Source organism: Pseudomonas sp. D1HM, from assembly GCF_019266105.1.
GTDB classification, from domain to species: Bacteria; Pseudomonadota; Gammaproteobacteria; order Pseudomonadales; family Pseudomonadaceae; genus Aquipseudomonas; species Aquipseudomonas taetrolens.
This window is the reverse complement of record NZ_LRMN01000027.1, coordinates 12,050-32,320: the sequence shown is the minus strand read 5'-3', so window position 1 is coordinate 32,320 and position 20,271 is coordinate 12,050. Positions and strand designations below refer to the sequence as shown.

Genomic DNA, 20,271 nt, shown 5'->3' with positions numbered 1-20,271 from the left:
CGCCCCCTGAACCTTCGCGAAAGGTTCAGGGGGCGGCTGCGGCCTGGTAAACGCTAGCGAGGTTCCCGTGGCATTCCCAGCGCACGTTCAGCAATGATGTTGCGCTGTATCTCACTGCTGCCGCCGTAAATGGTGTCAGCGCGGGTGAATAGAAACAGGGCTTGCAGACGGGTCAGTTGGTACGGTGCGGCGTCCAGCAACTCGGCCTCCGGCCCCATGACATCCATGGCCAGTTTGCCCAGCTCAAGGTGCCAGGTGGACCACGCCAGTTTGTACAGGGTCGCTTCCGGACGCAAACTGCCGTCCTGTGGCCCGGACAGCATGCGCAGCGAGTTGTAGCGCAGCACCCGCAGGCCGCTCCAGGCCTGGGCAATGCGCTGGCGCATGACCGGGTCTTGCGCGGCACCGTTGGTGCTGGCGATGCGCACCACCTCGTCCAGTTCGTTTTGAAACTGCATTTGCTGCCCGAGGGTCGACACCCCGCGCTCAAACCCGAGCAGCGCCATGGCGATTTTCCAGCCATCGCCCGGCTGGCCAATCAGGTTATTGGCCGAGGTACAGGCCTCGTCGAAGAACACCTCGTTGAATTCACAGGTGCCCGTCAATTGCTGAATGGGCTGGACCCGGATCTGCGGCTGGTTCATCGGCACCAGCAAAAAAGACAGTCCGCGATGGCCGACACTGCCGGGTTCGGTGCGTGCCAGCACAAAGCACCAGTCCGACTCATGGGCCAGCGAGGTCCAGACTTTCTGGCCGCTGATCAGCCATTGCCCCGTATCGACGTCGAGCTGGGCGCGGGTCTTGATGTTGGCCAGGTCTGAACCGGCACCCGGCTCGGAATAGCCTTGGCACCAGAAATGCTGCCCGGCCAGGATCGGCGGTAAGAACCGCTGTTGTTGCTCGGACGTGCCGAACGTCGCAACAGTCGGGCCCACCAGGCCTTCGCCGATGTGTCCCATGCGTCCGGGGCCGCCAGCGCGGGCGTACTCTTCAAAAAAGATCACTTGCTGGTTGATGGTCAGGCCCCGGCCACCCTGCTCGATTGCCCAGCCTGCACCGATCCAGTTGCCCTTTGCCAGTTCTCGTTCCCAGCGTTTGCGCAGTTCGGGGGCGAAGTCTTCATCACCGGGGCCGCCGCGAAAACGCAGTTCGCTGAACTCGCCGGTCAGATGCTGGCGCATCCACTCGGCAACCTGATGACGGAACTGCTCATCTGCAGCGCTAAAGCCGATATTCATGGCTGGTCTCCGAAAATCTGTTTGGCCAATTGTTCGCGATGAAAAGCCGGTGCCCCGAGAAACTGCTCGCTGGCCCGTGCCCGCTTGAAGTACAGGTGCGGGTCATATTCCCAGGTGAATCCGACGCCGCCGTGCAATTGGATCGACTCGGCCGCGCACTGGAAGAAACCTTCGCTGGCATGAATTTTTGCCGTGGCGGCCGCCTCGGCCAGTTGTTGCCTGGCGCTCGGATCGCCGTCGATATTCAAATACTCAGTGGCGATGCACGCCGCGTAGTAGCTGGCCGAGCGGGCACACTCAACCGCCATCATCAAGTCGGCGCAGCGGTGCTTGATCGCCTGGAAACTGGCAATGCTGCGGCCGAACTGCTCGCGCCCGGTGATATAGGCCAGCGTCAGGTCCAGCGACTGTTGTGCGCCGCCGGTCTGTTCCGCCGCCAGGCCGATGCAGGCAATACGTAGGACGTCACGCAACATCGGCCAGCCCTGGCCGGGTTCGCTGAGCAGCTGCTCGTCCAGCAGCTCGACGTCCTTGAGCGTTACGCTGGCCAGGCGCCGGGTCTGGTCCAGGGTTGGCAGCTGCCGGCGGCTGATGCCGGGCGTGTCGGCGGGCAGGGCGAACAGGCGAATACCGGCCTCACCGATGCTGCCGGGTGTGCGGGCGGCAATGATCAACAAATCACAGTCGGCACCATCGACGACGTACAGGTACTCGCCGTTGAGTCGATAACCACCGGCAAAGCTTTGGGCCGATACCGTGATTGCGCTGTCGTCCCAGCGCGCCGAGCTGGTGTAGGCGAGGGTGGCGGTAATTTCGCCGGCGGCAATCTGCGTCAGCCAGTGCGCCTTGAGTGCGCTGTTACGACTGAGCAACAGCGCGGGAATGGCCATGCAACAGGTGGCAAAAAACGCCGAAGGCAGGAGGCTGCGGCCCAGTTGCTCTTGCAGCAGGCTGACTTCCACGAACCCCAGTCCCAGGCCACCGAACGCTTCAGGGATCGCCAGGGCGGGCCAATACAGTTCACGGGCGATGCGTGCCCAGACTTCGGGGTCATGCCCGTGCTCGCTGGCCATTGCCGTGCGCACGGCACTGGAGCCGGCAACCTGCGCCAAAAAGCGCTCGGCGGACTGCTGAATCATTCGCTGCTCGTCAGTCAGGGCAAGCTCCATAGGGCTCCTCGTCATAAAAATAGGGATAAGGCCGTGAGCATGGAAGGGCCTCCAGCGGGCGCAAACCCCGAGCCGGACTAGTCCGTTTGGAGGCGCGCACCGCTGTTTCATGGGGCCTGCAGCGGCGTCAGGCGGGCGCTGGTGCTTAGTCTCAACGGACGATGATCCGCTCCGGGCGGCTTCCCATACTGCTCCCCAGCCATTGCCAACCCAGGAGCACATGTGAACAGCGCAACCCACACCGCATTTCACACCAGTATCGACGCGGGAGTCGCTGAACTGGTGATCGACAGGCCACCGGTCAATGCCCTCAACAGCCAGGAATGGCTGGATCTGGCGCACACCCTAGAAGCCCTGGGCCAGGATCCACAGGTACGCGTCATTGTGATTCGTGCTGAAGGGCGCGGTTTTTGCGCGGGCGTCGACATCAAGGAACTGGACGCTCACCCCGAGCTGATCGTCAAGGTCAACGCCGGTAACTACGCCACCTTCAAGGCGGTGCACCGTAACCCGGTGCCGGTCATCGTCGCGGTTCATGGCTTTGTATTGGGCGGCGGGATCGGTATTACCGGCGCCGCTGACATTGTCGTGGCGTCCGAGTGCGCCACCTTTGCCTTGCCTGAAGTGGACCGTGGCGCCATGGGCGGCGGAGCCCATTTGCAGCGTCTGTTTCCGGTGCAGAAAGTCCGTTACCTGTTCTTTACCGGCGACAAGATCGGTGCAGTTGAAGCCCGGCAATACGGCTTTATCGAGCGTGTCGTGCCCCGCGAGCAGCTGCGTGAAACCGCCCTGCAGATCGCCCACAAGATCGCCAGCAAAAGCCCGGCCATGATCCGTATCGCCAAAGAGGCGTTGAACGGCATCGAGGACGGCAATCTGGAAGACAAGTACCGCTGGGAGCAGGGCTTCACGCTCCAGGCCTACACCTCTGAGGACTCCGCCGAAACCCGGCGCGCCTTCGTTGAAAAACGCGACGCCACGTTCTGAGGAGCTGACGATGGAACTGACTTACTCCCCCAAACAAAAGGCCTTTCGCCAGGAAGTGCGCCAATGGCTGGCCGCCAACCTGCCGGACAAGCCGTTGGCCAGCTACGACACCCGTGAGGGGTTTGAGCAGCATCGCCAGTGGGAAGCCAAACTGTTCGAAAACCGTCTGTCGATGGTGATGTGGCCGACCGAGCTGGGCGGGCGCGGCTGCGACCTGATCGAGTGGCTGATATTCGAAGAGGAATACTACGGCGCCGGGGCCCCGATGCGGGTCAATCAGAATGGTCAGCTGCTGCTGGGCCCGACCCTGATGGAATTCGGCACTGAAGCGCAAAAGAAGCGTTTCTTGCCGCGCATGGCTGCCAGCGTCGACATGTGGGCCCAGGGCTGGTCCGAGCCCAACGCCGGGTCTGACATGGCGGCGATCACCAGTAAAGCAACACGCGACGGTGACAGCTACGTGCTGAACGGCCAGAAAACCTGGTCGACCCGGGCGATTTTTGCCGACTGGCTGTTTGGCCTGTTTCGCAGTGACCCGACTTCCAGCCGTCACCACGGTCTGTCGTTTGTCATGGTGCCGCTCAATGCGCCGGGCGTGACCGTGCGTCCGATCAAGGCCCTGAACGGCAAGGATGCCTTCGCCGAAGTGTTTTTCGATGACGTGCGCATTCCGCTGGAAAACCGGATTGGCGATGACGGGCAGGGCTGGCATGTGGCGATGGCCACCGCCGGATTCGAGCGTGGCTTGCTGCTGCGCTCCCCGGCGCGCTTTCAGTACACCGCGCGCAAGCTGGTCGAGTTGTATCAGGCCAACCGCGCCAGTGCCGACCGCGATCCAGGCCTGGGTGATGCCGTCTGCAAAGCCTGGATGGACGCCCAGGCCTACGCCTTGTCCGCTTACCACACCGTGGGCCGGCTGAGCCGCGGGGCGCAGATTGGCGCAGAGTCCAGTACCAACAAAATCATTTGGTCCGAGCTGGATTTGCGCATCCATGAAACCGCGATGCGCATTCTGGGGGCCAGTGGTGAACTGACCGATCAATCGGCGCACGGGCACGACTGGCTGGAGGGTTTTCTGTTTGCCCAGGCCGGGCCGATTTACGCCGGTACCAACGAGATCCAGCGCAACATCATTGCCGAGCGCATGCTCGGCCTGCCGAAGTGAGGCCGGGTATGGACTTTACCTTCACCGATGACCAGCAAACCTTCCGCGAGGCCATCAGCCGTTTTCTGATGACCGAAGCCGCACCGGAAATGCTCCGTGAAATCTGGGAAACCGACGTCGGTCGCTCACCGGATCTGCGCAACAAAATTGCCGAACAGGGCCTCACGGCGCTCTCGGTACCTGAAGCCTTTGGTGGCCTGGGCATGGACGATGTGGCCTGGTCTTTAATGACCCAGGAATTGGGCTACTACGCAATTCCCGACTCGCTGGCCGACACCGCCTACGTGGCCAGTGCCTTGATCGCCGGTTTGCCGCAGAGCGTGGCACTGCGCGGCGAATGGCTGGCGCAGATTGCCGATGGCAGCCTGCGGGTCGCCATCGGGCATCCGGTCAATCCGCTGGTGGCCGATGCCGCCCACGCTGACTTGTTGTTGTTGGCCCATGGCGATGAGGTTCACGCCGTCCCTCGGGCCCAGGTCGATGTGCAGCCGCATACCAGCCTTGATGCGTCACGGCGCCTGGCCCGGGTCAGTTGGCAGCCGAGCGCCGCCACACTGGTGGCGCAAGGTGAAACGGGCCGTGCGTTATGGGCGCAAACCCTGAGCCGCGGTGCGTTGTCGGTGGCCGGGCAACTGGTCGGGCTGGCGCAACGGATGCTCGACCTGTCAGTGGATTACGCCGCCCAGCGCAAGCAGTTTGGCAAGCCGATCGGCAGCTTTCAGGCGGTCAAACATCACCTGGCCGACGTGGCCACGCAGTTGGAGTTCGCCAAGCCGGTTCTCTATCGCGCGGCCTATGCCCTGGCCCACGGCGAGAAGAACGCTGACGTGTGGGTGTCGCAAGCGCGTCTGGCCTGCTGTGAGGCCAGTTGGCTGGCAGCGCGCCACGGGATCCAGGTGCACGGCGCCATGGGTTACACCTGGGAAGTCGACCTGCAAATGTTCATGAAGCGGGCCTGGGCGCTGGATAACGCCTGGGGCGACCGCGCCCTGCATAAAAATCGCGTCGCCGAGCACGTACTCAGCGGTGCGGCGCCCTTGGGCCCTGGCCACACCTTCGAGGATTGATTGATGCCCCAAGCCTATATTGTTGACGCCTTGCGCAGCCCCACCGGCAGGCGCAAGGGCGGTTTGGCCCATGTTCACGCGATTGACCTGGGTGCCCATGTACTCAAGGCTCTGGTCGAGCGCAATCAGATTCCGGCCAACGAATACGACGACGTGATCTTTGGCTGTGTCGACACCATCGGCTCGCAGGCGGGTGACATTGCACGCACCAGCTGGCTGGCCGCCGGTTTGCCGCTCAACGTGCCGGGCACCACCATTGACCGCCAATGCGGATCGTCGCAGCAGGCGCTGCATTTCGCGGCGCAGGCGGTCATGAGCGGCACCCAGGACGTGATTGCCGTCGGTGGCGTGCAAACCATGACCCAGATCCCGATATCGTCGGCCATGCTGGCCGGCCAGCCGCTGGGTTTTGCCGATCCGTTTTCCGGCAGCAAAGGCTGGAAAGCCCGTTTCGGCGACCAGCCGGTGAACCAGTTCTACGCGGCGCAACGCATCGCGGATCACTGGCAGATCAGCCGCCAGCAGATGGAAGCCTACGCACTGGAAAGCCACAGGCGAGCGCTGGATGCGATTGCCGGGCGGCGCTTCGTCAATGAAATCGTGCCCTGTGAAGGCGTGTGGGATGACGAAACCCCGCGTCAGACCAGCCTGGCCAAAATGGCTGAGCTGGAGCCGGTGTCGGCCGAATTCCCTTCGATCACTGCAGCTGTTTCCAGTCAGACCTGCGATGCCTCGGCGGCCTTGCTGGTGGTGTCCGAAGCGGCGCTCAAGCGTTACAACCTGACACCCAGAGCGCGCATCCATCATTTGTCGGTGATGGGCGACGATCCCATCTGGCACCTCACGGCGCCGATTGCCGCGACCCGCGCGGCCCTGAAAAAAGCCGGGATGAGCATTCAGGACATTGACCTGGTGGAGATTAACGAGGCGTTTGCCTCGGTGGTCATGGCCTGGGCCAAGGAGCTGGATTACGACCCGGCGAAAACCAACGTCAACGGCGGTGCGATCGCCCTCGGTCACCCGCTGGGAGCCAGCGGGGCGCGACTGATGACCAGCCTGCTCAATCAACTCGAACGCAGCGGCGGCCGTTATGGCTTGCAGACCATGTGCGAAGGCGGTGGCCAGGCCAACGTCACGATCATTGAGCGCCTCTGACGCGCCGCAACCTACAGGAGAAAGCCCATGGCAATTTGTGAAGGACGTACTGTGATCATTACCGGCGCAGGCGGCGGATTGGGCCGGGCCTACGCGCTGGCCTTCGCCGCACAGGGTGCCAACGTGGTGGTCAATGACATCCGCCGCGAGGCCGCCGAAGCCGTAGTCGCTGAAATCCGCGAGCTGGGGGCCCAAGCCATTGCCAATGCCGATGACATCACCAGCGTTGCGACGGCACAGCACATCGTCGATGCCGCACTCGAAGCCTTTGGCGAAGTCCACGTGCTGGTCAACAACGCAGGTATTTTGCGCGACCGCATGTTTATCAGCCTCAGCGAAGAAGACTGGGATGCGGTGATGCGGGTTCACCTCAAGGGTCATTTCTGCCTGGCCAATATTCTCGGCAAGCGCTGGCGCGATCAAGCCAAAGCGGGGCAGCCGGTGGCCGCACGGATTATCAACACCAGTTCCGGTGCGGGCCTGCAAGGTTCGGTCGGCCAGTCCAACTACAGCGCGGCCAAGGGCGGGATTGCGGCCTTGACCCTGGTGCAAGCGGCAGAACTGGGGCGTTATGGCGTGACCGCCAACGCCCTGGCCCCGGCCGCGCGCACCTCGATGACCGAAAGCGCGATGCCCGATGTGGTGAAAAAACCCGAAGACGGCGGTTTTGATGCCTGGGCCCCGGAAAACGTCGCGCCGCTGGTGGTGTGGCTGGGCAGCGAGCTGTCGAGCCATGTCACCGGGCACATCATTGAGAGCCAGGGCGGACGCTTGTCCCTGGGCGATGGCTGGCGCACCGGCGTGACCCGTGACAAGGGCGGGCAATGGCAACCGGAAGAAATCGGTGTCGCGATGAGCCAGATTCTGGCCGAAGCCCCTGCGCCGCAGCGGGTCTGGGGCAGCTGAAACACCAATGCCTTCTGAATCGCGAGCACGCTCGCTCGCGCAGGAGGCGGTCTATTTTCAATAGAGAATTCACCCATGAAACAAGCGCCTCCTTACGTACCGGGTCACCAATTGCTGGCCGGCAAATCGATCTTGATCACGGCCGCAGCGGGCGCCGGGATCGGATACGCCGCCGCCAAGCGCTGCGCTGAAGAAGGCTGCCGTGCCTTGATGATTTCTGATATCCACCCGCGCCGTCTCGAAGAAGCAGTAGAGCGCCTCAAGGCCGAAACCGGCTTGAAAAAGGTCTACGGCCAACTGTGCAACGTCACGGTCGAGGCCGAGGTGCAGGCGTTGGTCGCCGCCGCCGAAGACGCGCTGGGCGGGGTCGATGTGTTGATCAACAACGCCGGGCTTGGCGGTCAGGTGCGTCTCACCGAGATGACCGATCAGCAATGGTCGTCCGTGCTCGATATCACGCTGACCGGCACCATGCGCATGACCCGCGCCATGCTCCCGCATATGGAGCGTCGCGGAGCGGGTGCCATCGTCAACAATGCCTCGGTGCTGGGTTGGCGTGCACAGAAAGAGCAAGCGCATTACGCCGCAGCCAAGGCCGGGGTCATGGCCCTGACCCGTTGCAGTGCCCTCGAAGCCGCCGAGAGCGGAGTGCGCATCAACGCGGTGGCCCCCTCGATTGCCTTGCATGACTTTCTGAAAAAAGCCTCCAGCAACGAACTGCTTGAGCAACTGAGCAGTCGTGAAGCCTTTGGCCGTGCGGCGGAAGTCTGGGAAGTGGCCAACGTTATGGTGTTTCTGGCCAGTGACTACGCCTCGTACATGGTCGGCGAAGTGCTGCCCGTCAGTTCGCAACAGGCCTGAGGACGCACGATGAGTACGCTTTTCAGCAGTGCCGACCAGTTACTGGCGGCCCAGGGGCAGGATCTGGGGCGCACCGACTGGCTGGTGCTCACCCAGCAACGGATCAACCTGTTTGCAGAGGCCACCGGCGATCACCAGTGGATCCATGTGGATCCCGAGCGCGCCGCCCGGGGGCCGTTTGGGGCCTGCATCGCCCACGGCTACCTGACGCTCGCGCTGGCCAACCTGTTCATGCCGCAACTGATGCAGTTCGACAATCTGGCCATGGGCGTCAATTACGGGAGCGACCGGCTGCGTTTTCCGGCAGCGGTCAAGGTCGGTTCCCGAGTGCGTGGGCATGGCGAGATCCTGAAGGTCGAAGCCATGGGTCAGGCCTTGCAGGTGGTGGTCCGGATCAGTGTCGAAATCGAGGGCAGCGATCGCCCCGGCTGCGTGGTGGACACCATCAGCCGTTACACCTTCAACCCTCTTGAGCAGTGAGCCCCTTACATGACGCTTAATGACGTAGTGATCGTATCCACGGCGCGAACCGCGCTGAGCAAATCCTTTCGCGGGTCTTTCAACGACACCGAAGCGCCGGTACTGGGCGGGCACGTGGTGCGGGCCGTGGTGGAGCGGGCCGGCATCGAGCCCGGCTCGGTAGAAGACGTGATCATGGGCGCTGCTGCGCAACAGGGCACCCAGGGCTATAACATCGGCCGACTGTGCGCCAACACCGGCGGCTTGCCCAACACCGTGCCGGGCATGGCGATTGACCGTATGTGCGCCTCGGGCCTGATGAGCATCGGCGTGGCAGCCAAAGGCATCATGACCGGGGAAATGTCGATTGCCGTCGCGGGGGGCGTCGAGTCGCTGTCCCTGACCCAGAACAAATACAAAAACACCTACCGCGCGCAGTCCGAAGCGGTCATCGAGTGCATGCCAACGGCCTATATTCCGATGCTGGAAACCGCTGAAATTGTGGCCCGCCGCTACAACATCAGCCGCGAAGTGCAGGACCAGTACGCCTTGCAAAGCCAGCAACGTACCGCTGCGGCCCAGGCCGCCGGTTTGTTTGCTGACGAAATCGTGCCCCTGGCGGCGCGCAAACTGCTCTTCGACAAGGAGGGTAAACCCAGCGGTTATCAGGAAGTGATCGCCGACCGTGACGAGTGCAACCGTCCCTCCACCACCCTTGAAGACCTGGCCGCGCTCAAGCCGGTGTGGAAAGACGGCAAGTGGGTGCAGCAGGGGGAATTCATCACGGCTGGCAACGCCTCGCAGTTTTCCGATGGCGCTTCGGCTGTGCTGCTGATGAGCCGCGCCGAAGCACAGCAGCGGGGGATTGAAGCGCTGGGTGTGTACCGCGGGATTGCCGTGAGCGGCTGTGCACCGGAAGAGATGGGCATCGGCCCGGTGTTTGCGATTCCCAAGCTGCTCAAGCGCTTTGGTCTGAGGGTGTCTGACATCGACCTGTGGGAGATCAACGAGGCCTTCGCCTGTCAGGTGGTGTACTGCCGTGACTTCCTCGAAATCCCCAACGATCGGCTGAACGTGAACGGCGGGGCGATTTCCATCGGCCACCCGTTTGGCATGTCCGGGGCGCGGATGGTTGGCCACAGCCTGCTGGAGGGCCGTCGCCGGGGTGCGCGCTTTGTGGTGGTCGCCATGTGCATTGGCGGTGGCATGGGTGCGGCCGGTCTGTTTGAGTTGAATTAAGGTAAAAAAGCGCACGGTAGCCGCTGACGGGGCCATTTACGGTATAACCCCTCATAGCTTTTATTGAGGTCATTCCGTTATGCAAACCCCGTCACAGCGGCCGCTGTGGTTGATCTACCTGATCTTCCTGGCGCCGATGGTGCTGTCCAACTTCCTGCAAAGTTTCTCCGGCACCCTCAACGGGATCTATGTCGGGCAAATGCTCGGCACCCAGGCGCTGGCCGCGGTGTCGGGCATGTTCCCCATCGTGTTCTTCTTTATCGCCCTGGTGATTGGCCTGGGCGCAGGTGCTTCGGTGCTGATCGGTCAGGCTTGGGGTGCGCGCGAGACGGCGATGGTCAAGCAGATCACGGGGGCCACCCTGACCTTGGGGGCCCTGATCGGTTTGCTGGCCGCCGTGTTGGGCAGTGTGTTTGCCCGGCCGGCCATGCAGGCATTGGGCACTCCGGCGGATGTGCTGGATGATGCGGTGGGCTATGCGCGGGTCATGATGCTGATCATGCCGCTGCTGCTGGTGTTCATCTTGTTTACGCAACTGCTGCGGGGGGTGAGCGACACCGTGTCGCCGTTGCTGGCCTTGATGGTGTCGACGCTGGTGGGCCTGTTGCTGACGCCTGCGTTGATTCTGGGCTGGGCAGGCTTGCCGCAGTTGGGCATTCAAAGTGCGGCCTATGCCGGTCTGGTGGGCAACGCTCTGGCCATGCTGTTTTTGGTACTGCGTTTGCGTCATAAAAAGCATGTGATGGCGCCGGACCGCGAACTGTGGGCCGCGTTGCGCCTGAACCGGGTGATTCTGGGCAAAGTCTTGCGCATTGGTCTGCCCACCGGGCTGCAAATGGTGGTGCTGTCAGTCTCGGAGCTGGTGATTCTGGCGCTGGTGAACAGTCACGGATCCCAGGCCACAGCGGCTTATGGCGCGGTGACGCAGATCGTCAACTACGTGCAGTTCCCGGCATTGTCGATCGCCATCACGGCCTCGATCCTCGGTGCCCAGGCCATTGGTGGCGGGCGTCTGGCGCAAATCGGACCGATCCTGCGCACGGGCCTGTTGATCAACCTGTGCCTGACCGGGGCCCTGATCGTGCTCGGCTACATCATGTCGCACTGGCTGCTGGGTTTGTTCATTACCGACGTCGACGCCCGGATCAGGGCCGAACACCTGCTGCACATCATGCTCTGGAGCATTCTGGTGTTCGGCTTCCAGGCCGTGATCGGCGGCATCATGCGCGCCAGCGGGGTGGTCCTGGTGCCGATGGGGATCACGGTGTTCTGCGTGCTGTGTATCGAACTCCCGGTGGCCTATGCCCTGGATGCACATTTTGGGCTGGAAGGGGTGTGGATGGCTTTCCCGGTGACCTACCTCGCGATGCTGATCCTGCAAACCGCCTATTACCGCTTGGTGTGGCGTCACAAGCAGATCCAGCGCCTGATTTGACCCTGTGCCCGCGATGATCCCGGTCATCGCCAACATACGAGCCGTCGACTGACGGCTCGTGCCATGCAGCAGGCACCTCGCTTCGGGGAGCCGCCCGTTCTCCGCCCCCCCCTGAAATGTCTCGCAAAGACTCCTCCATACCGGCTAGGCCGTTTGGACGATGTGTCCATGACCCGCCAGTCCGATGATCCAAGCCAGGTTCTAGCGGCCTCGCCGGTGAGTTCGCCAGAGCACCCACGACTATAAAAAGAAGAGGACTGGCCGCATGAAATCCGCCCAGCAACTGCGTTCTGCAGCGAGGTATCGACCATGCGTGCAATGATCGGCTACCTGGTTTGCCTGATTGTCGCGGTGACCATCGCGTTTACTTTCACTCCCCATAAACCCGCAGATGTTGCCCCGGCAGAATTGCGCACCGATCGCTTGCAGATCAACGGCATGCTGTACCTCGACAAGCGTGTGGTGGCCGTCGGCGAGCGCGGCACTATTTTGCTCAGCGATGATCAGGGCGTGAGCTGGCAGTCGGCCAAGGTCGAACCGCAGCGTGATTTGACCCTCACGGCGCTGGTGGCACTGGCAGACAAAAGCCTGTTGGCGGTCGGGCATGACGGCTGGATTTTGCGCTCCGAGGATGAAGGCTCGAGCTGGCGCGAAGTGCGTCACGACAGTGAAGTGGCCGAACCCCTGCTGGGGGTCTGGAACGCAGGCGGCACTGAGGTGCTGGCCTTTGGCAGTTTCGGCAAGTTTTATCAGTCGCTGGACGGCGGCCTGACCTGGCAGCCGGGGGCGCTTGAAGTCGACAGCGCGCACCTGAATGGCATGGATGGCGCTTCGGATGGCCGGCGGATGCTGGTGGGTGAGCAAGGCCTGGTCATGCGCAGTGACGATGGCGGGCGCCATTGGCAGAAGCTCGAACCCTTCTACAACGGTTCACTCTTTGGTGTGGTGCGCCTCACGCCGGATCGTTGGGTGACCTACGGCATGCGCGGTCATGTGTTTGTCAGCCAGGACTTTGGCCGTAGCTGGAAACAAGTGCCGGTGGGCAACCAGTCGCCCCTCTACGGTCATGCAGTGCTGCCCAATGGCGGCGGGTTGTTGATCGTCGGTGCGGGTAGCTCGATGGTCCGTCTGGATGCACAGGGTCATCTCGTCAGCGCAACACGCCTGGCAGGTTTGGGAACACTGACTTCGGCAGTATTGGTCGGTTCGCAGCGCCTTCTGGTCGGCGGCGAACGGGGTGTGTTCCAGGGTACTGATGGCAGCGTTGCTGCGCTTGGCCAATGAGAGGCGCAAAAATGAACGCTCCGCAATCTTCAATCAATCGAATGGTCGAGCGTACTGCCGACCTGTTGATCAACTGGCGCAAGGGGTTGCTGGCGTTGTTCGTGCTGTTGACGCTTGCCCTGGGCTATAGCGCGACGCATACCCAACTGGACCCGGGGTTCAATAAACAGATCCCGGTGCGCAATGCGTTCATGGTCAACTTTCTCAACTTCAGCCAGTACTTCACCGGCGCCAACCGCTTTCTGGTCAGCGTGAACTGGAAGGGTGAAGGTGACATCTATAACCGCGAATTCCTCGAAACCCTGAATAAAGTCACCGATGATGTGTTCTTTATCAACGGGGTCAGCCGCTCCAGTGTGACCTCGCTGTTTACCGCCAATGTGCGTTACATCGAAATCACGGAAGACGGCTTTTTTGGTGATGTGGTCGTACCGCCGCGTTTCACCGGTTCCACCGATGACCTCGGGCAGGTGCGCAGTAACGTCGCCCGTTCGGGCCAGGTTGGCCGTCTGGTGGCCAATGACCTGAAGTCCTCGATGGTGCGCGCGGACCTGCAGGACATGGACCCGCAGACCGGCAAGCCGGTGTCCTATGCCGAAGTGGCCCAGCGCCTTGAAGATATTCGCGCCAAGTACAGCAACGACAATGTCGAAATCAATATCGTCGGCTTTGCCAAGCTGGTGGGCGATGTGGTGGATGGCCTGAACACGGTGATCGGTTTCTTTGTGATTGCCTTTGTGATTACCGGGCTGTTGCTGTGGCTGTATTCGCGTTCATGGCGCCTGACAGTGGTGGCCCTGGTGGTCGCGCTGTTGCCCGTGGTCTGGTTGCTGGGCCTGTTGCCGTTACTGGGGCTGGGCATCGACCCGATGTCGATTCTGGTGCCGTTCTTGATCTTCTCGATCGGCGTGTCCCATGCGGTGCAGATGACCAACGCCTGGAAACAGGACGTGCTGGCCGGCAGCCCGTCGGTCGAGGCTGCGCACAGTGCCTTCTGCAAGATTTTCATACCCGGCTCGCTGGCCCTGCTGATGAACGCCCTGGGGTTTGGCGTGATCATGCTGATCGACATTCCCATCGTGCATGAGCTGGGGGTCACGGCGTGCATCGGGGTGATGCTGATGATCATCACCAACAAGCTGATGCTGCCGATCATCCTGTCGTATTTGAACCTTGAACGCAGCGCCATGGCCAAGGGGCTTCAAGCCCGGGGCAAACACCAACTCTGGTGGAAGCTCTCGGCACTGGCCGAGCCTAAACCGGCGCTGGTGGTGTTTGCCATCAGCCTGTTGCTGTTGGGGCTGGGCGCTTACAAGGCCCGGGACCTGGCCGTCGGCGATATCGGTGTCGGGGCGCCGGAGCTGCGTGCCGATTCGCGCTACAACCAGGACAACCAGAAGATCATCAACAGCTATTCCATTGGCCTGGATGTGATGTCGGTGTTTGTGCAACTGAACGGCATTGAGGAAGGCTGCCTGGCCCCCCAGGTGATGCGTGCGGTGGAGTCGTTCGACTTTCAGGTACGCAGTGTAGAAGGCGTGCAGTCAGTCCAAAGCGTCGCCGGCATGGGCAAGAACGTGATTGCCGGCAACAACGAGGGCAATCCGCGCTGGTCGGCGATTCCCGGTTCAGAGCGGGGCCTGAGCCAGGGCGCCCGGGCTTACATGCCTGACGACGGGCTGGTCACGGAAGGCTGCCAGCGCATGCAGATCCTGGTGTTCCTCACCGACCATGAAGGCCCGACGGTGGCCCATGTGGTCAATGAAACCCAGCGCATTATTGCCGGGCTGCAGACGCCTGAGGTGCAGTTCTTGATGGCGGGCGGCAACGTCGGCGTGATGGCGGCCTCCAACGAAGCGGTCAAGCAAGCCGAGGTGGTGATGCTGGCCGCGCTGTTTGGCTCGGTGGCGCTGTTTTGCTGGATGACCTTTGGTTCATTGCGGGCGGTGCTGTGCATTCTGGTGCCACTGGCGATTGTGGCCATTCTGTGCAACGCCTTGATGGCGACGTTGGGGATCGGTCTGAAGGTCGCGACGTTACCGGTGATGGCGCTGGGAGTCGGGGTCGGGGTCGATTACGGGATCTATCTGTACGAGCGCATTCAGCATGAAATGGCTGACGGCAAAGATCTGCGCAACGCCTTTTACCTTGCCATGTGCCAACGGGGTACGGCGGCGGTATTTACCGCGCTGACCATGTCCATCGGGGTCTGTACCTGGGCGTTTGCACCGCTCAAATTCCAGGCGGACATGGGGATCCTGTTGTCGTTCATGTTCCTGGTGAACGTTCTGGGGGCGATTTTCCTGCTGCCGGCGCTGGCTGCCTGGTTCAACCTGGGACGGCCGCTGGTCAAGTCCCGTGTGCCTTGCGCTGCGGCTTCGGCGGGGCATTACCCGCTCAAACAGAGCGTGGCCGCCAAGGACGCCTGAAACCACTGAAATAGAGCGCTGGACAGGCTTGTATGGCGATGAACATAAAGCCACACTGAGGTGTTTGCGCGCCATTGTTTCAATCAATGATGCAGGCGCGCAAAGGCAAGCCGCTGGTTATAAGAACAATAAAAAGGGCAGGTCTTTGAACCTTGCCCGATGCGAGGAAAAATCCGTGGATACAGTGACCTTGAATCACCAAACCCTGGCCAGTCTGGGGCTCGAATTGGCCGATTACGATCAAATGGTCGGCAGCTTCTATGATGGCGCGCTGGATCCGAAGGTCATGGGGCGCACGTTGTGCTCGGTGCGCGACATGTTCAAGGCCAATTACGCGACGTTGATCCTGCGGGTACCGGATCAGCCGGACATGTGCCTGATGATTGTTGCCGGGGACATCGAAGGCGAGGGCGAGCTGACTTACCAGACCTACCCGCAAACCAATACCCCCTTTGTCGGCCAGGCACTGGATGAGGTGTTTACCGTTGAAGACCTGATGAGCGAGTCGGAATGGGTCAACTCGGCGTACTTCAAAGCGTATTGCGCGCAACAGAATGTCTACCATGTGATGGGTGCCGACATCTCCACCCCGGAGGGCGGCAAGCTGCGTTTTCGCTTGACCCGACCGAAAAACGCCCCGCAGTTTTCGGCTGGCGAACGGGCGCTGTGCAGCATGTTCCTGCCGCACTTGCGCCGGGCCTTGCACCTTCACAACCTGCTGGACCGCAGTGAGTCCATGAGCGAGTTGTATGCGCAAGCCATCAGCCGCTTGTCGGTGGCGACGATTGTGCTCGACGAAACCGGCAAGGTGTTGAGCCTCAATCCGGTCGCCGAAGAAATCCTCAAAAGTGCCGACGGCCTGAAAGTGGTCGGCGGCCGCCTGGAAGCCACTTACCCCAGTGACAACCGGGAGCTGCAACGCCTGGTCAAGCACGCGTTCAGCCAGGAAGTGCGCGAGGGCGGGGTGACAGCAGACGCCATGTCCGTGACCCGGCCTTCAGGGCAAGTCAGTCTGGGCCTGGTGGTTGAGGCGATTCCTTCGCTGGAGTGGGCTGAAGGCAAGAGCAAGCCGGCGGCGGTGATCTACATTCGTGACTCGGTGGGCAAGTCTTTGGCCAGTGAGGTGGTGACCAAACAGTTGTTCAACCTGACCAAGGCCGAAACCGCGCTGGCGATGGAACTGGCCAACGGTTTGTCCCTGGAAGAGGCGGCCGAGAACCTGAATATCCGGCGCAACACGGCCAGGGCGCACCTGCGTTCGATCTTCTCCAAGACCGGGGTGCGCCGTCAGACCGAGCTGGTGAGGATTCTGTTGAACAGCGTGGTCGCGTTGGGAAAGCCCAAGAGCGCCTTGCGAGCGGCTGATGCCGTGATCGTGCCGGCACCCAAGCTGGCGCGGCCGATTCGCCAGAGCGCTTGAGGCTCGCGGGATCTTGCTTGCAATGACAGCGGCGGTTGGCGTCGCTGTCCATTGATCGTCAATCAGGCGCCGGTCGCCTGCATCTTCAAGGGAAAATCATATGCCAGTTACAGCTGTCAGCGGTTCCGCTTCCGGAATCGGCGCCGCCGTGTGTGCGGTATTACGTGCTGCGGGTCACCGCATCATCGGGATTGACCGGGCGAATGCCGAGGTGATCGCCGACCTGTCCAGCGCAGAAGGCCGTCAGGCGGCAGTGGCGCAGGTGCTTGAGCAGTCGGGCGGTGTGCTGGACGGGTTGGTGTGCTGTGCAGGGCTGGGGGTGACAGCTCCTTCCAGCAGCCTATTGCTGGCGGTGAACTATTTCGGTGTCAGCCAATTGCTGGACGGTCTGGCCGATGCTCTGGCCAAGGGCGAAAATCCGGCCGCGCTGGTGATCGGTTCGGTCGCGGCCACGCAGCCGGGTGCCGATCAACAGCCGATGGTTGAAGCCTTGCTGGCGGGGGACGAAACCAGGGCACTGACGCTGGCCAACGACGTGGGGCAACCGCATGTGGCTTATGCCTGTTCCAAATACGCCGTGACCTGTGAGGCACGACGCAAGTCGGTGCAGTGGGCAGCCCAGGGCATTCGCCTTAACGTGGTGGCGCCGGGTGCAGTGCAAACCCCCTTGCATCAGGCGGCCAAGGACGATGCGCGCTACGGCAAATCGGTCAGTGAGTTTGTCGCACCTCTGGGACGCGCCGGCCATCCCGAAGAGATCGCCCAAGTGGTGGCGTTCCTGCAATCAAGCCAGGCCAGCTTCGTAACGGGCAGCGTGATCTTTGTCGACGGCGGAATGGACGCCATGGTGCGCGCTCAGCGCTTTTGATCTGTGCGGGCAGTTAACCTTTGAGGAAAACCCATGAATAAAGTGGCATTTATTACCGGCGCCAGCCGTGGCATTGGCCGTGAAACCGCGCTGGCATTTGCCCGCGCCGGTTTTGATCTGGCCATCAGCGCCCGCAGCCTGGATGAAGGCGAAAGTCATACCCACGGTTTGCGCAACCCGGACGGCACGGCACTGCCGGGCAGTTTGAACGCGACCGCAGCCGCCATTCGCGAGCTGGGACGCAAGGCGCTTGTGGTGCGCATGGACTTGCTCGACAGCGCCTCGGTACATGCTGCCAGTGAGGCAGTTTTCGCTGAATATGGCCGGGTCGATGTGCTGGTCAATAACGCGATTTACCAGGGCAGTGATCTCAACGCACCGTTCATGGACTTGCAGCCCGAGACCCTTGAACGGGTCTTTCAAGGCTATGTGATGACACCCTTCCTGCTGACCCGCGCTGTGGTCAGTCACATGCTGGAGCAGGGTGGCGGGGTGGTGATCAATGTCACGTCCGGCGCCGGCGAAACCGATCCGCCTGTCGCGGCCGGGAAGGGCGGCTGGGGCTATGCCTACGGCGCGGGCAAAGCGGCCGTGTCGCGGTTGTCGGGGATCTTGTCGGTGGAGTTCGGCGATCGCGGCATCCGTGCCTACACCCTCAACCCGGGGGTGGTGACCACCGATGCCTTGCGCGCCACTATTGGCGACAAAGGGGTGATTGCCTTGCGTGCCGGCTCTGCTCCGCCCGACGTGCCGGCGGCGGTGATGCTCTGGCTGGCCACCCATGAGGCCGCGGTCGATCACCAGCGCAAGACCATTCACTGCCAGCCTTTTGCCCGTGAACACGGGATTGTGGCCGATTGGCGCTGAATGTCGCTGATTCACCGCAGACGCAGCCGGCGCTGAGGTAACGGCCTTGGTGGCAGCGCCTGCGGGGAGGGCCGTCACAGGGGGGTGTCTAGTCCAAGTGAACGATGAGGCCTGCGGGCTCCTCGGTGAAGATCAACCGGGTTCATGCTCTGGCCCTTAACCTGAGGAATAATAAAAATGACTAAACTCGCAGAAATCCACGTCGAGAATGCGTTATCGCCACGTTTTGGCCGTGGCTGGCATTGCTTGGGGGAAGCGGATGAGTTCCGTGATGGCAAGCTGCACACCCTGAATGTGTTTGGCACGCGACTGCTGGCTTATGCCACCTCCAAAGGGGATATCAGCGTCATGGATGCCCACTGTCCGCACATGGGCGCCGACCTGTCCCAGGGCACGCTTGAAAACGATCGCGTCGTCTGTGCCTTCCACCATTGGCAATTCGATGCCAGTGGCAAGTGCGTGGAAATCCCTTATTGCAAGCGCATTCCGCCCAAGGCCAAAACCCGTACCTGGCAGACCTGTGAAGTCAACCAGCTGCTGTTTGTCTGGAACAACCCCGAGGGCAAGCCACCTGCCGAAGATGTGGTGATCCCGCACTTGCCGGAAATGGACAGCGATGAATGGCTGCATTCCTGGCACATGGACAAGCTGATCATCAACACCAACCCGCGCGAGCTGGTCGACAACCTGGTGGATGCCCAGCATTTTGGCCCGGTCCACGGCACACCAACCAAATACTTCCACAACGTTTTCGAAGGACACATTGCCCAGCAGATTTTCCACGGTGATTCTGAGCGCCTGGGCGGAGATCTGGTGGCCGAGTCGGCCTACTATGGCCCGGCTACCCATCTGACCCGCATGAGCGCGGTGTTCGATGGCCAGGAGATCAAGTCCATCCTGCTGAACTGCCATGTGCCGATCGGCCCCAACAGCTTTGAACTGCGCTTTGGTTGCATGGTGAAGAAGGTTCCGGGCTGGACCGAGGCCCAGAACGAAGCACTGGCGCTGGATTACGTGCAGCGTAACCGCGAGTCGTTCTACCAGGACGTCGATATCTGGACCCACAAGATCCGGGTCAACAATCCGGTACTGGCGGAGGGCGACGGCCCGGTGTATCAGCTGCGCGAGTGGTATCAGCAGTTCTTCACGGATGAGACCAGCGTACCGGCGAGCCTGGCCGAACGCCGCGAAATCACCACGGTCGATAACCGCTGAACCATGATTTGAGCCAAGGGGAAGGGCAGTACCAATGACGGTGAATCAACGCCACGGGCTGACAGGGATGCTGGCGGCGAGCCTGGCATCGATCATTGGCGGCTTGCCCTTCAATACGCTGCCCATCCTGCCGGGTTCATTGGCAGACAGTGTTGGTTTTGAGCCGGCACGCATCTTCAGTACGCCGGTGGCGCGCTGGTGCTGGCGGTAATGATGTTGTTACTGAGCCTGAGTGCTTTTGCATTGCCTCGGCACAGCGAGTTTTTGGAAAAGGTTGATCTGGCGAAAGACAGTTCCCTTCAAGGCCGTTTTCGCTTCCCGGTGCCCACGTATTGGGCACTGGGTTTTTCTTTGTGTTTGGCGCCGGACAGATTGGCCTGTGGGGGGCTTGAGCGTCTGGGGCTCGGGCTGCTGGCCCGTCGGTTGGCGTTGCGAGCGATGCTGTTGGGCACCGCCGATCCAGCGGCATGAAATCAAACCCTGCTGGCTTTTTGATCCACGCTGCTT

At 61.7% G+C, this 20,271-nt stretch carries 19 protein-coding genes; 17 read left to right on the top strand and 2 right to left on the bottom strand.

What is annotated here, in order from left to right:
* Positions 1–53 precede the first annotated feature (53 nt).
* Positions 54–1,238 carry an acyl-CoA dehydrogenase family protein gene (locus AWM69_RS21905; protein WP_218728455.1) on the bottom strand — a complete coding sequence of 395 codons (1,185 nt, stop codon included), beginning with the start codon at positions 1,236–1,238 and terminating at the stop codon, positions 54–56.
* On the bottom strand, positions 1,235–2,407 hold the full coding sequence (locus AWM69_RS21900; RefSeq protein ID WP_218728453.1) for an acyl-CoA dehydrogenase family protein: 1,173 nt from the start codon (positions 2,405–2,407) through the stop codon (positions 1,235–1,237). Before AWM69_RS21900 ends, AWM69_RS21905 begins: the two co-directional genes overlap by 4 nt.
* Positions 2,408–2,629: 222 nt before the next feature.
* On the opposite strand from AWM69_RS21900, the gene AWM69_RS21895 reads away from it, so the two are divergent.
* The 17 genes from AWM69_RS21895 to AWM69_RS22960 all read left to right on the top strand — a co-directional run bounded on the left by AWM69_RS21895 (position 2,630) and on the right by AWM69_RS22960 (position 20,235).
* The gene (locus tag AWM69_RS21895; protein WP_048383390.1) at positions 2,630–3,394 is read left to right on the top strand and encodes an enoyl-CoA hydratase family protein; all 765 of its coding nucleotides are present in this window, start codon (positions 2,630–2,632) and stop codon (positions 3,392–3,394) included.
* Positions 3,395–3,404: 10 nt separating this feature from the next.
* The gene (locus AWM69_RS21890; protein ID WP_131652933.1) at positions 3,405–4,559 is read left to right on the top strand and encodes an acyl-CoA dehydrogenase family protein; all 1,155 of its coding nucleotides are present in this window, start codon (positions 3,405–3,407) and stop codon (positions 4,557–4,559) included.
* Between the two features lie 8 nt (positions 4,560–4,567).
* Positions 4,568–5,626 carry an acyl-CoA dehydrogenase family protein gene (locus AWM69_RS21885; RefSeq protein ID WP_131652932.1) on the top strand — a complete coding sequence of 353 codons (1,059 nt, stop codon included), beginning with the start codon at positions 4,568–4,570 and terminating at the stop codon, positions 5,624–5,626.
* 3 nt (positions 5,627–5,629) lie between these two features.
* Positions 5,630–6,781 (top strand): acetyl-CoA C-acetyltransferase, encoded by a 1,152-nt coding sequence (locus AWM69_RS21880; protein ID WP_131652931.1) that lies wholly within the window; start codon positions 5,630–5,632, stop codon positions 6,779–6,781.
* Positions 6,782–6,808: 27 nt separating this feature from the next.
* Positions 6,809–7,687: an SDR family oxidoreductase gene (locus AWM69_RS21875; RefSeq protein ID WP_131652930.1), complete on the top strand. Its 879-nt coding sequence runs from the start codon at positions 6,809–6,811 to the stop codon at positions 7,685–7,687.
* 75 nt (positions 7,688–7,762) lie between these two features.
* Positions 7,763–8,548: an SDR family oxidoreductase gene (locus AWM69_RS21870; RefSeq protein ID WP_131652929.1), complete on the top strand. Its 786-nt coding sequence runs from the start codon at positions 7,763–7,765 to the stop codon at positions 8,546–8,548.
* 9 nt (positions 8,549–8,557) lie between these two features.
* Entirely contained in the window at positions 8,558–9,028 is a 471-nt protein-coding gene (locus AWM69_RS21865; RefSeq protein WP_131652928.1) for a MaoC family dehydratase, read from the top strand.
* A 9-nt stretch (positions 9,029–9,037) separates the two neighbouring features.
* The gene (locus AWM69_RS21860; protein ID WP_048383397.1) at positions 9,038–10,246 is read left to right on the top strand and encodes an acetyl-CoA C-acyltransferase; all 1,209 of its coding nucleotides are present in this window, start codon (positions 9,038–9,040) and stop codon (positions 10,244–10,246) included.
* Positions 10,247–10,325: 79 nt separating this feature from the next.
* The gene (locus AWM69_RS21855; RefSeq protein ID WP_218728451.1) at positions 10,326–11,681 is read left to right on the top strand and encodes an MATE family efflux transporter; all 1,356 of its coding nucleotides are present in this window, start codon (positions 10,326–10,328) and stop codon (positions 11,679–11,681) included.
* Positions 11,682–11,990: 309 nt separating this feature from the next.
* Positions 11,991–12,965 (top strand): YCF48-related protein, encoded by a 975-nt coding sequence (locus tag AWM69_RS21850; RefSeq protein WP_218728449.1) that lies wholly within the window; start codon positions 11,991–11,993, stop codon positions 12,963–12,965.
* Between the two features lie 11 nt (positions 12,966–12,976).
* Positions 12,977–15,394 (top strand): RND family transporter, encoded by a 2,418-nt coding sequence (locus AWM69_RS21845; protein WP_218728447.1) that lies wholly within the window; start codon positions 12,977–12,979, stop codon positions 15,392–15,394.
* Between the two features lie 175 nt (positions 15,395–15,569).
* On the top strand, positions 15,570–16,814 hold the full coding sequence (locus tag AWM69_RS21840; protein ID WP_131652925.1) for a helix-turn-helix transcriptional regulator: 1,245 nt from the start codon (positions 15,570–15,572) through the stop codon (positions 16,812–16,814).
* A gap of 100 nt (positions 16,815–16,914) precedes the next feature.
* Positions 16,915–17,682, top strand: coding sequence for an SDR family oxidoreductase (locus AWM69_RS21835; protein ID WP_131652924.1), 768 nt, complete (start codon positions 16,915–16,917; stop codon positions 17,680–17,682).
* A 33-nt stretch (positions 17,683–17,715) separates the two neighbouring features.
* Complete coding sequence (locus tag AWM69_RS21830; protein ID WP_131652923.1) at positions 17,716–18,549, top strand: SDR family NAD(P)-dependent oxidoreductase; 834 nt, start codon at positions 17,716–17,718, stop codon at positions 18,547–18,549.
* A 177-nt stretch (positions 18,550–18,726) separates the two neighbouring features.
* Positions 18,727–19,764, top strand: a complete 1,038-nt coding sequence (locus tag AWM69_RS21825; protein WP_218728445.1) for a Rieske 2Fe-2S domain-containing protein — start codon at positions 18,727–18,729, stop codon at positions 19,762–19,764.
* 34 nt (positions 19,765–19,798) lie between these two features.
* The gene (locus AWM69_RS22965; protein WP_256930484.1) at positions 19,799–19,975 is read left to right on the top strand and encodes a hypothetical protein; all 177 of its coding nucleotides are present in this window, start codon (positions 19,799–19,801) and stop codon (positions 19,973–19,975) included.
* Positions 19,975–20,235 carry a hypothetical protein gene (locus AWM69_RS22960; RefSeq protein WP_256930483.1) on the top strand — a complete coding sequence of 87 codons (261 nt, stop codon included), beginning with the start codon at positions 19,975–19,977 and terminating at the stop codon, positions 20,233–20,235. The genes AWM69_RS22965 and AWM69_RS22960 overlap by 1 nt, the downstream gene beginning before the upstream one ends.
* Positions 20,236–20,271 lie beyond the last annotated feature (36 nt).

Bases quoted from the DNA above. Each gene is read 5' to 3' on its own strand.
- AWM69_RS21905 (WP_218728455.1), bottom strand. From the start codon at position 1,238: ATGAATATCGGCTTTAGCGCTGCAGATGAGCAGTTCCGTCATCAGGTT.
- AWM69_RS21900 (WP_218728453.1), bottom strand. From the start codon at position 2,407: ATGGAGCTTGCCCTGACTGACGAGCAGCGAATGATTCAGCAGTCCGCC.
- AWM69_RS21890 (WP_131652933.1), top strand. From the start codon at position 3,405: ATGGAACTGACTTACTCCCCCAAACAAAAGGCCTTTCGCCAGGAAGTG.
- AWM69_RS21885 (WP_131652932.1), top strand. From the start codon at position 4,568: ATGGACTTTACCTTCACCGATGACCAGCAAACCTTCCGCGAGGCCATC.
- AWM69_RS21880 (WP_131652931.1), top strand. From the start codon at position 5,630: ATGCCCCAAGCCTATATTGTTGACGCCTTGCGCAGCCCCACCGGCAGG.
- AWM69_RS21875 (WP_131652930.1), top strand. From the start codon at position 6,809: ATGGCAATTTGTGAAGGACGTACTGTGATCATTACCGGCGCAGGCGGC.
- AWM69_RS21870 (WP_131652929.1), top strand. From the start codon at position 7,763: ATGAAACAAGCGCCTCCTTACGTACCGGGTCACCAATTGCTGGCCGGC.
- AWM69_RS21865 (WP_131652928.1), top strand. From the start codon at position 8,558: ATGAGTACGCTTTTCAGCAGTGCCGACCAGTTACTGGCGGCCCAGGGG.
- AWM69_RS21860 (WP_048383397.1), top strand. From the start codon at position 9,038: ATGACGCTTAATGACGTAGTGATCGTATCCACGGCGCGAACCGCGCTG.
- AWM69_RS21855 (WP_218728451.1), top strand. From the start codon at position 10,326: ATGCAAACCCCGTCACAGCGGCCGCTGTGGTTGATCTACCTGATCTTC.
- AWM69_RS21850 (WP_218728449.1), top strand. From the start codon at position 11,991: ATGCGTGCAATGATCGGCTACCTGGTTTGCCTGATTGTCGCGGTGACC.
- AWM69_RS21845 (WP_218728447.1), top strand. From the start codon at position 12,977: ATGAACGCTCCGCAATCTTCAATCAATCGAATGGTCGAGCGTACTGCC.
- AWM69_RS21835 (WP_131652924.1), top strand. From the start codon at position 16,915: ATGCCAGTTACAGCTGTCAGCGGTTCCGCTTCCGGAATCGGCGCCGCC.
- AWM69_RS21830 (WP_131652923.1), top strand. From the start codon at position 17,716: ATGAATAAAGTGGCATTTATTACCGGCGCCAGCCGTGGCATTGGCCGT.
- AWM69_RS21825 (WP_218728445.1), top strand. From the start codon at position 18,727: ATGACTAAACTCGCAGAAATCCACGTCGAGAATGCGTTATCGCCACGT.
- AWM69_RS22965 (WP_256930484.1), top strand. From the start codon at position 19,799: ATGACGGTGAATCAACGCCACGGGCTGACAGGGATGCTGGCGGCGAGC.
- AWM69_RS22960 (WP_256930483.1), top strand. From the start codon at position 19,975: ATGATGTTGTTACTGAGCCTGAGTGCTTTTGCATTGCCTCGGCACAGC.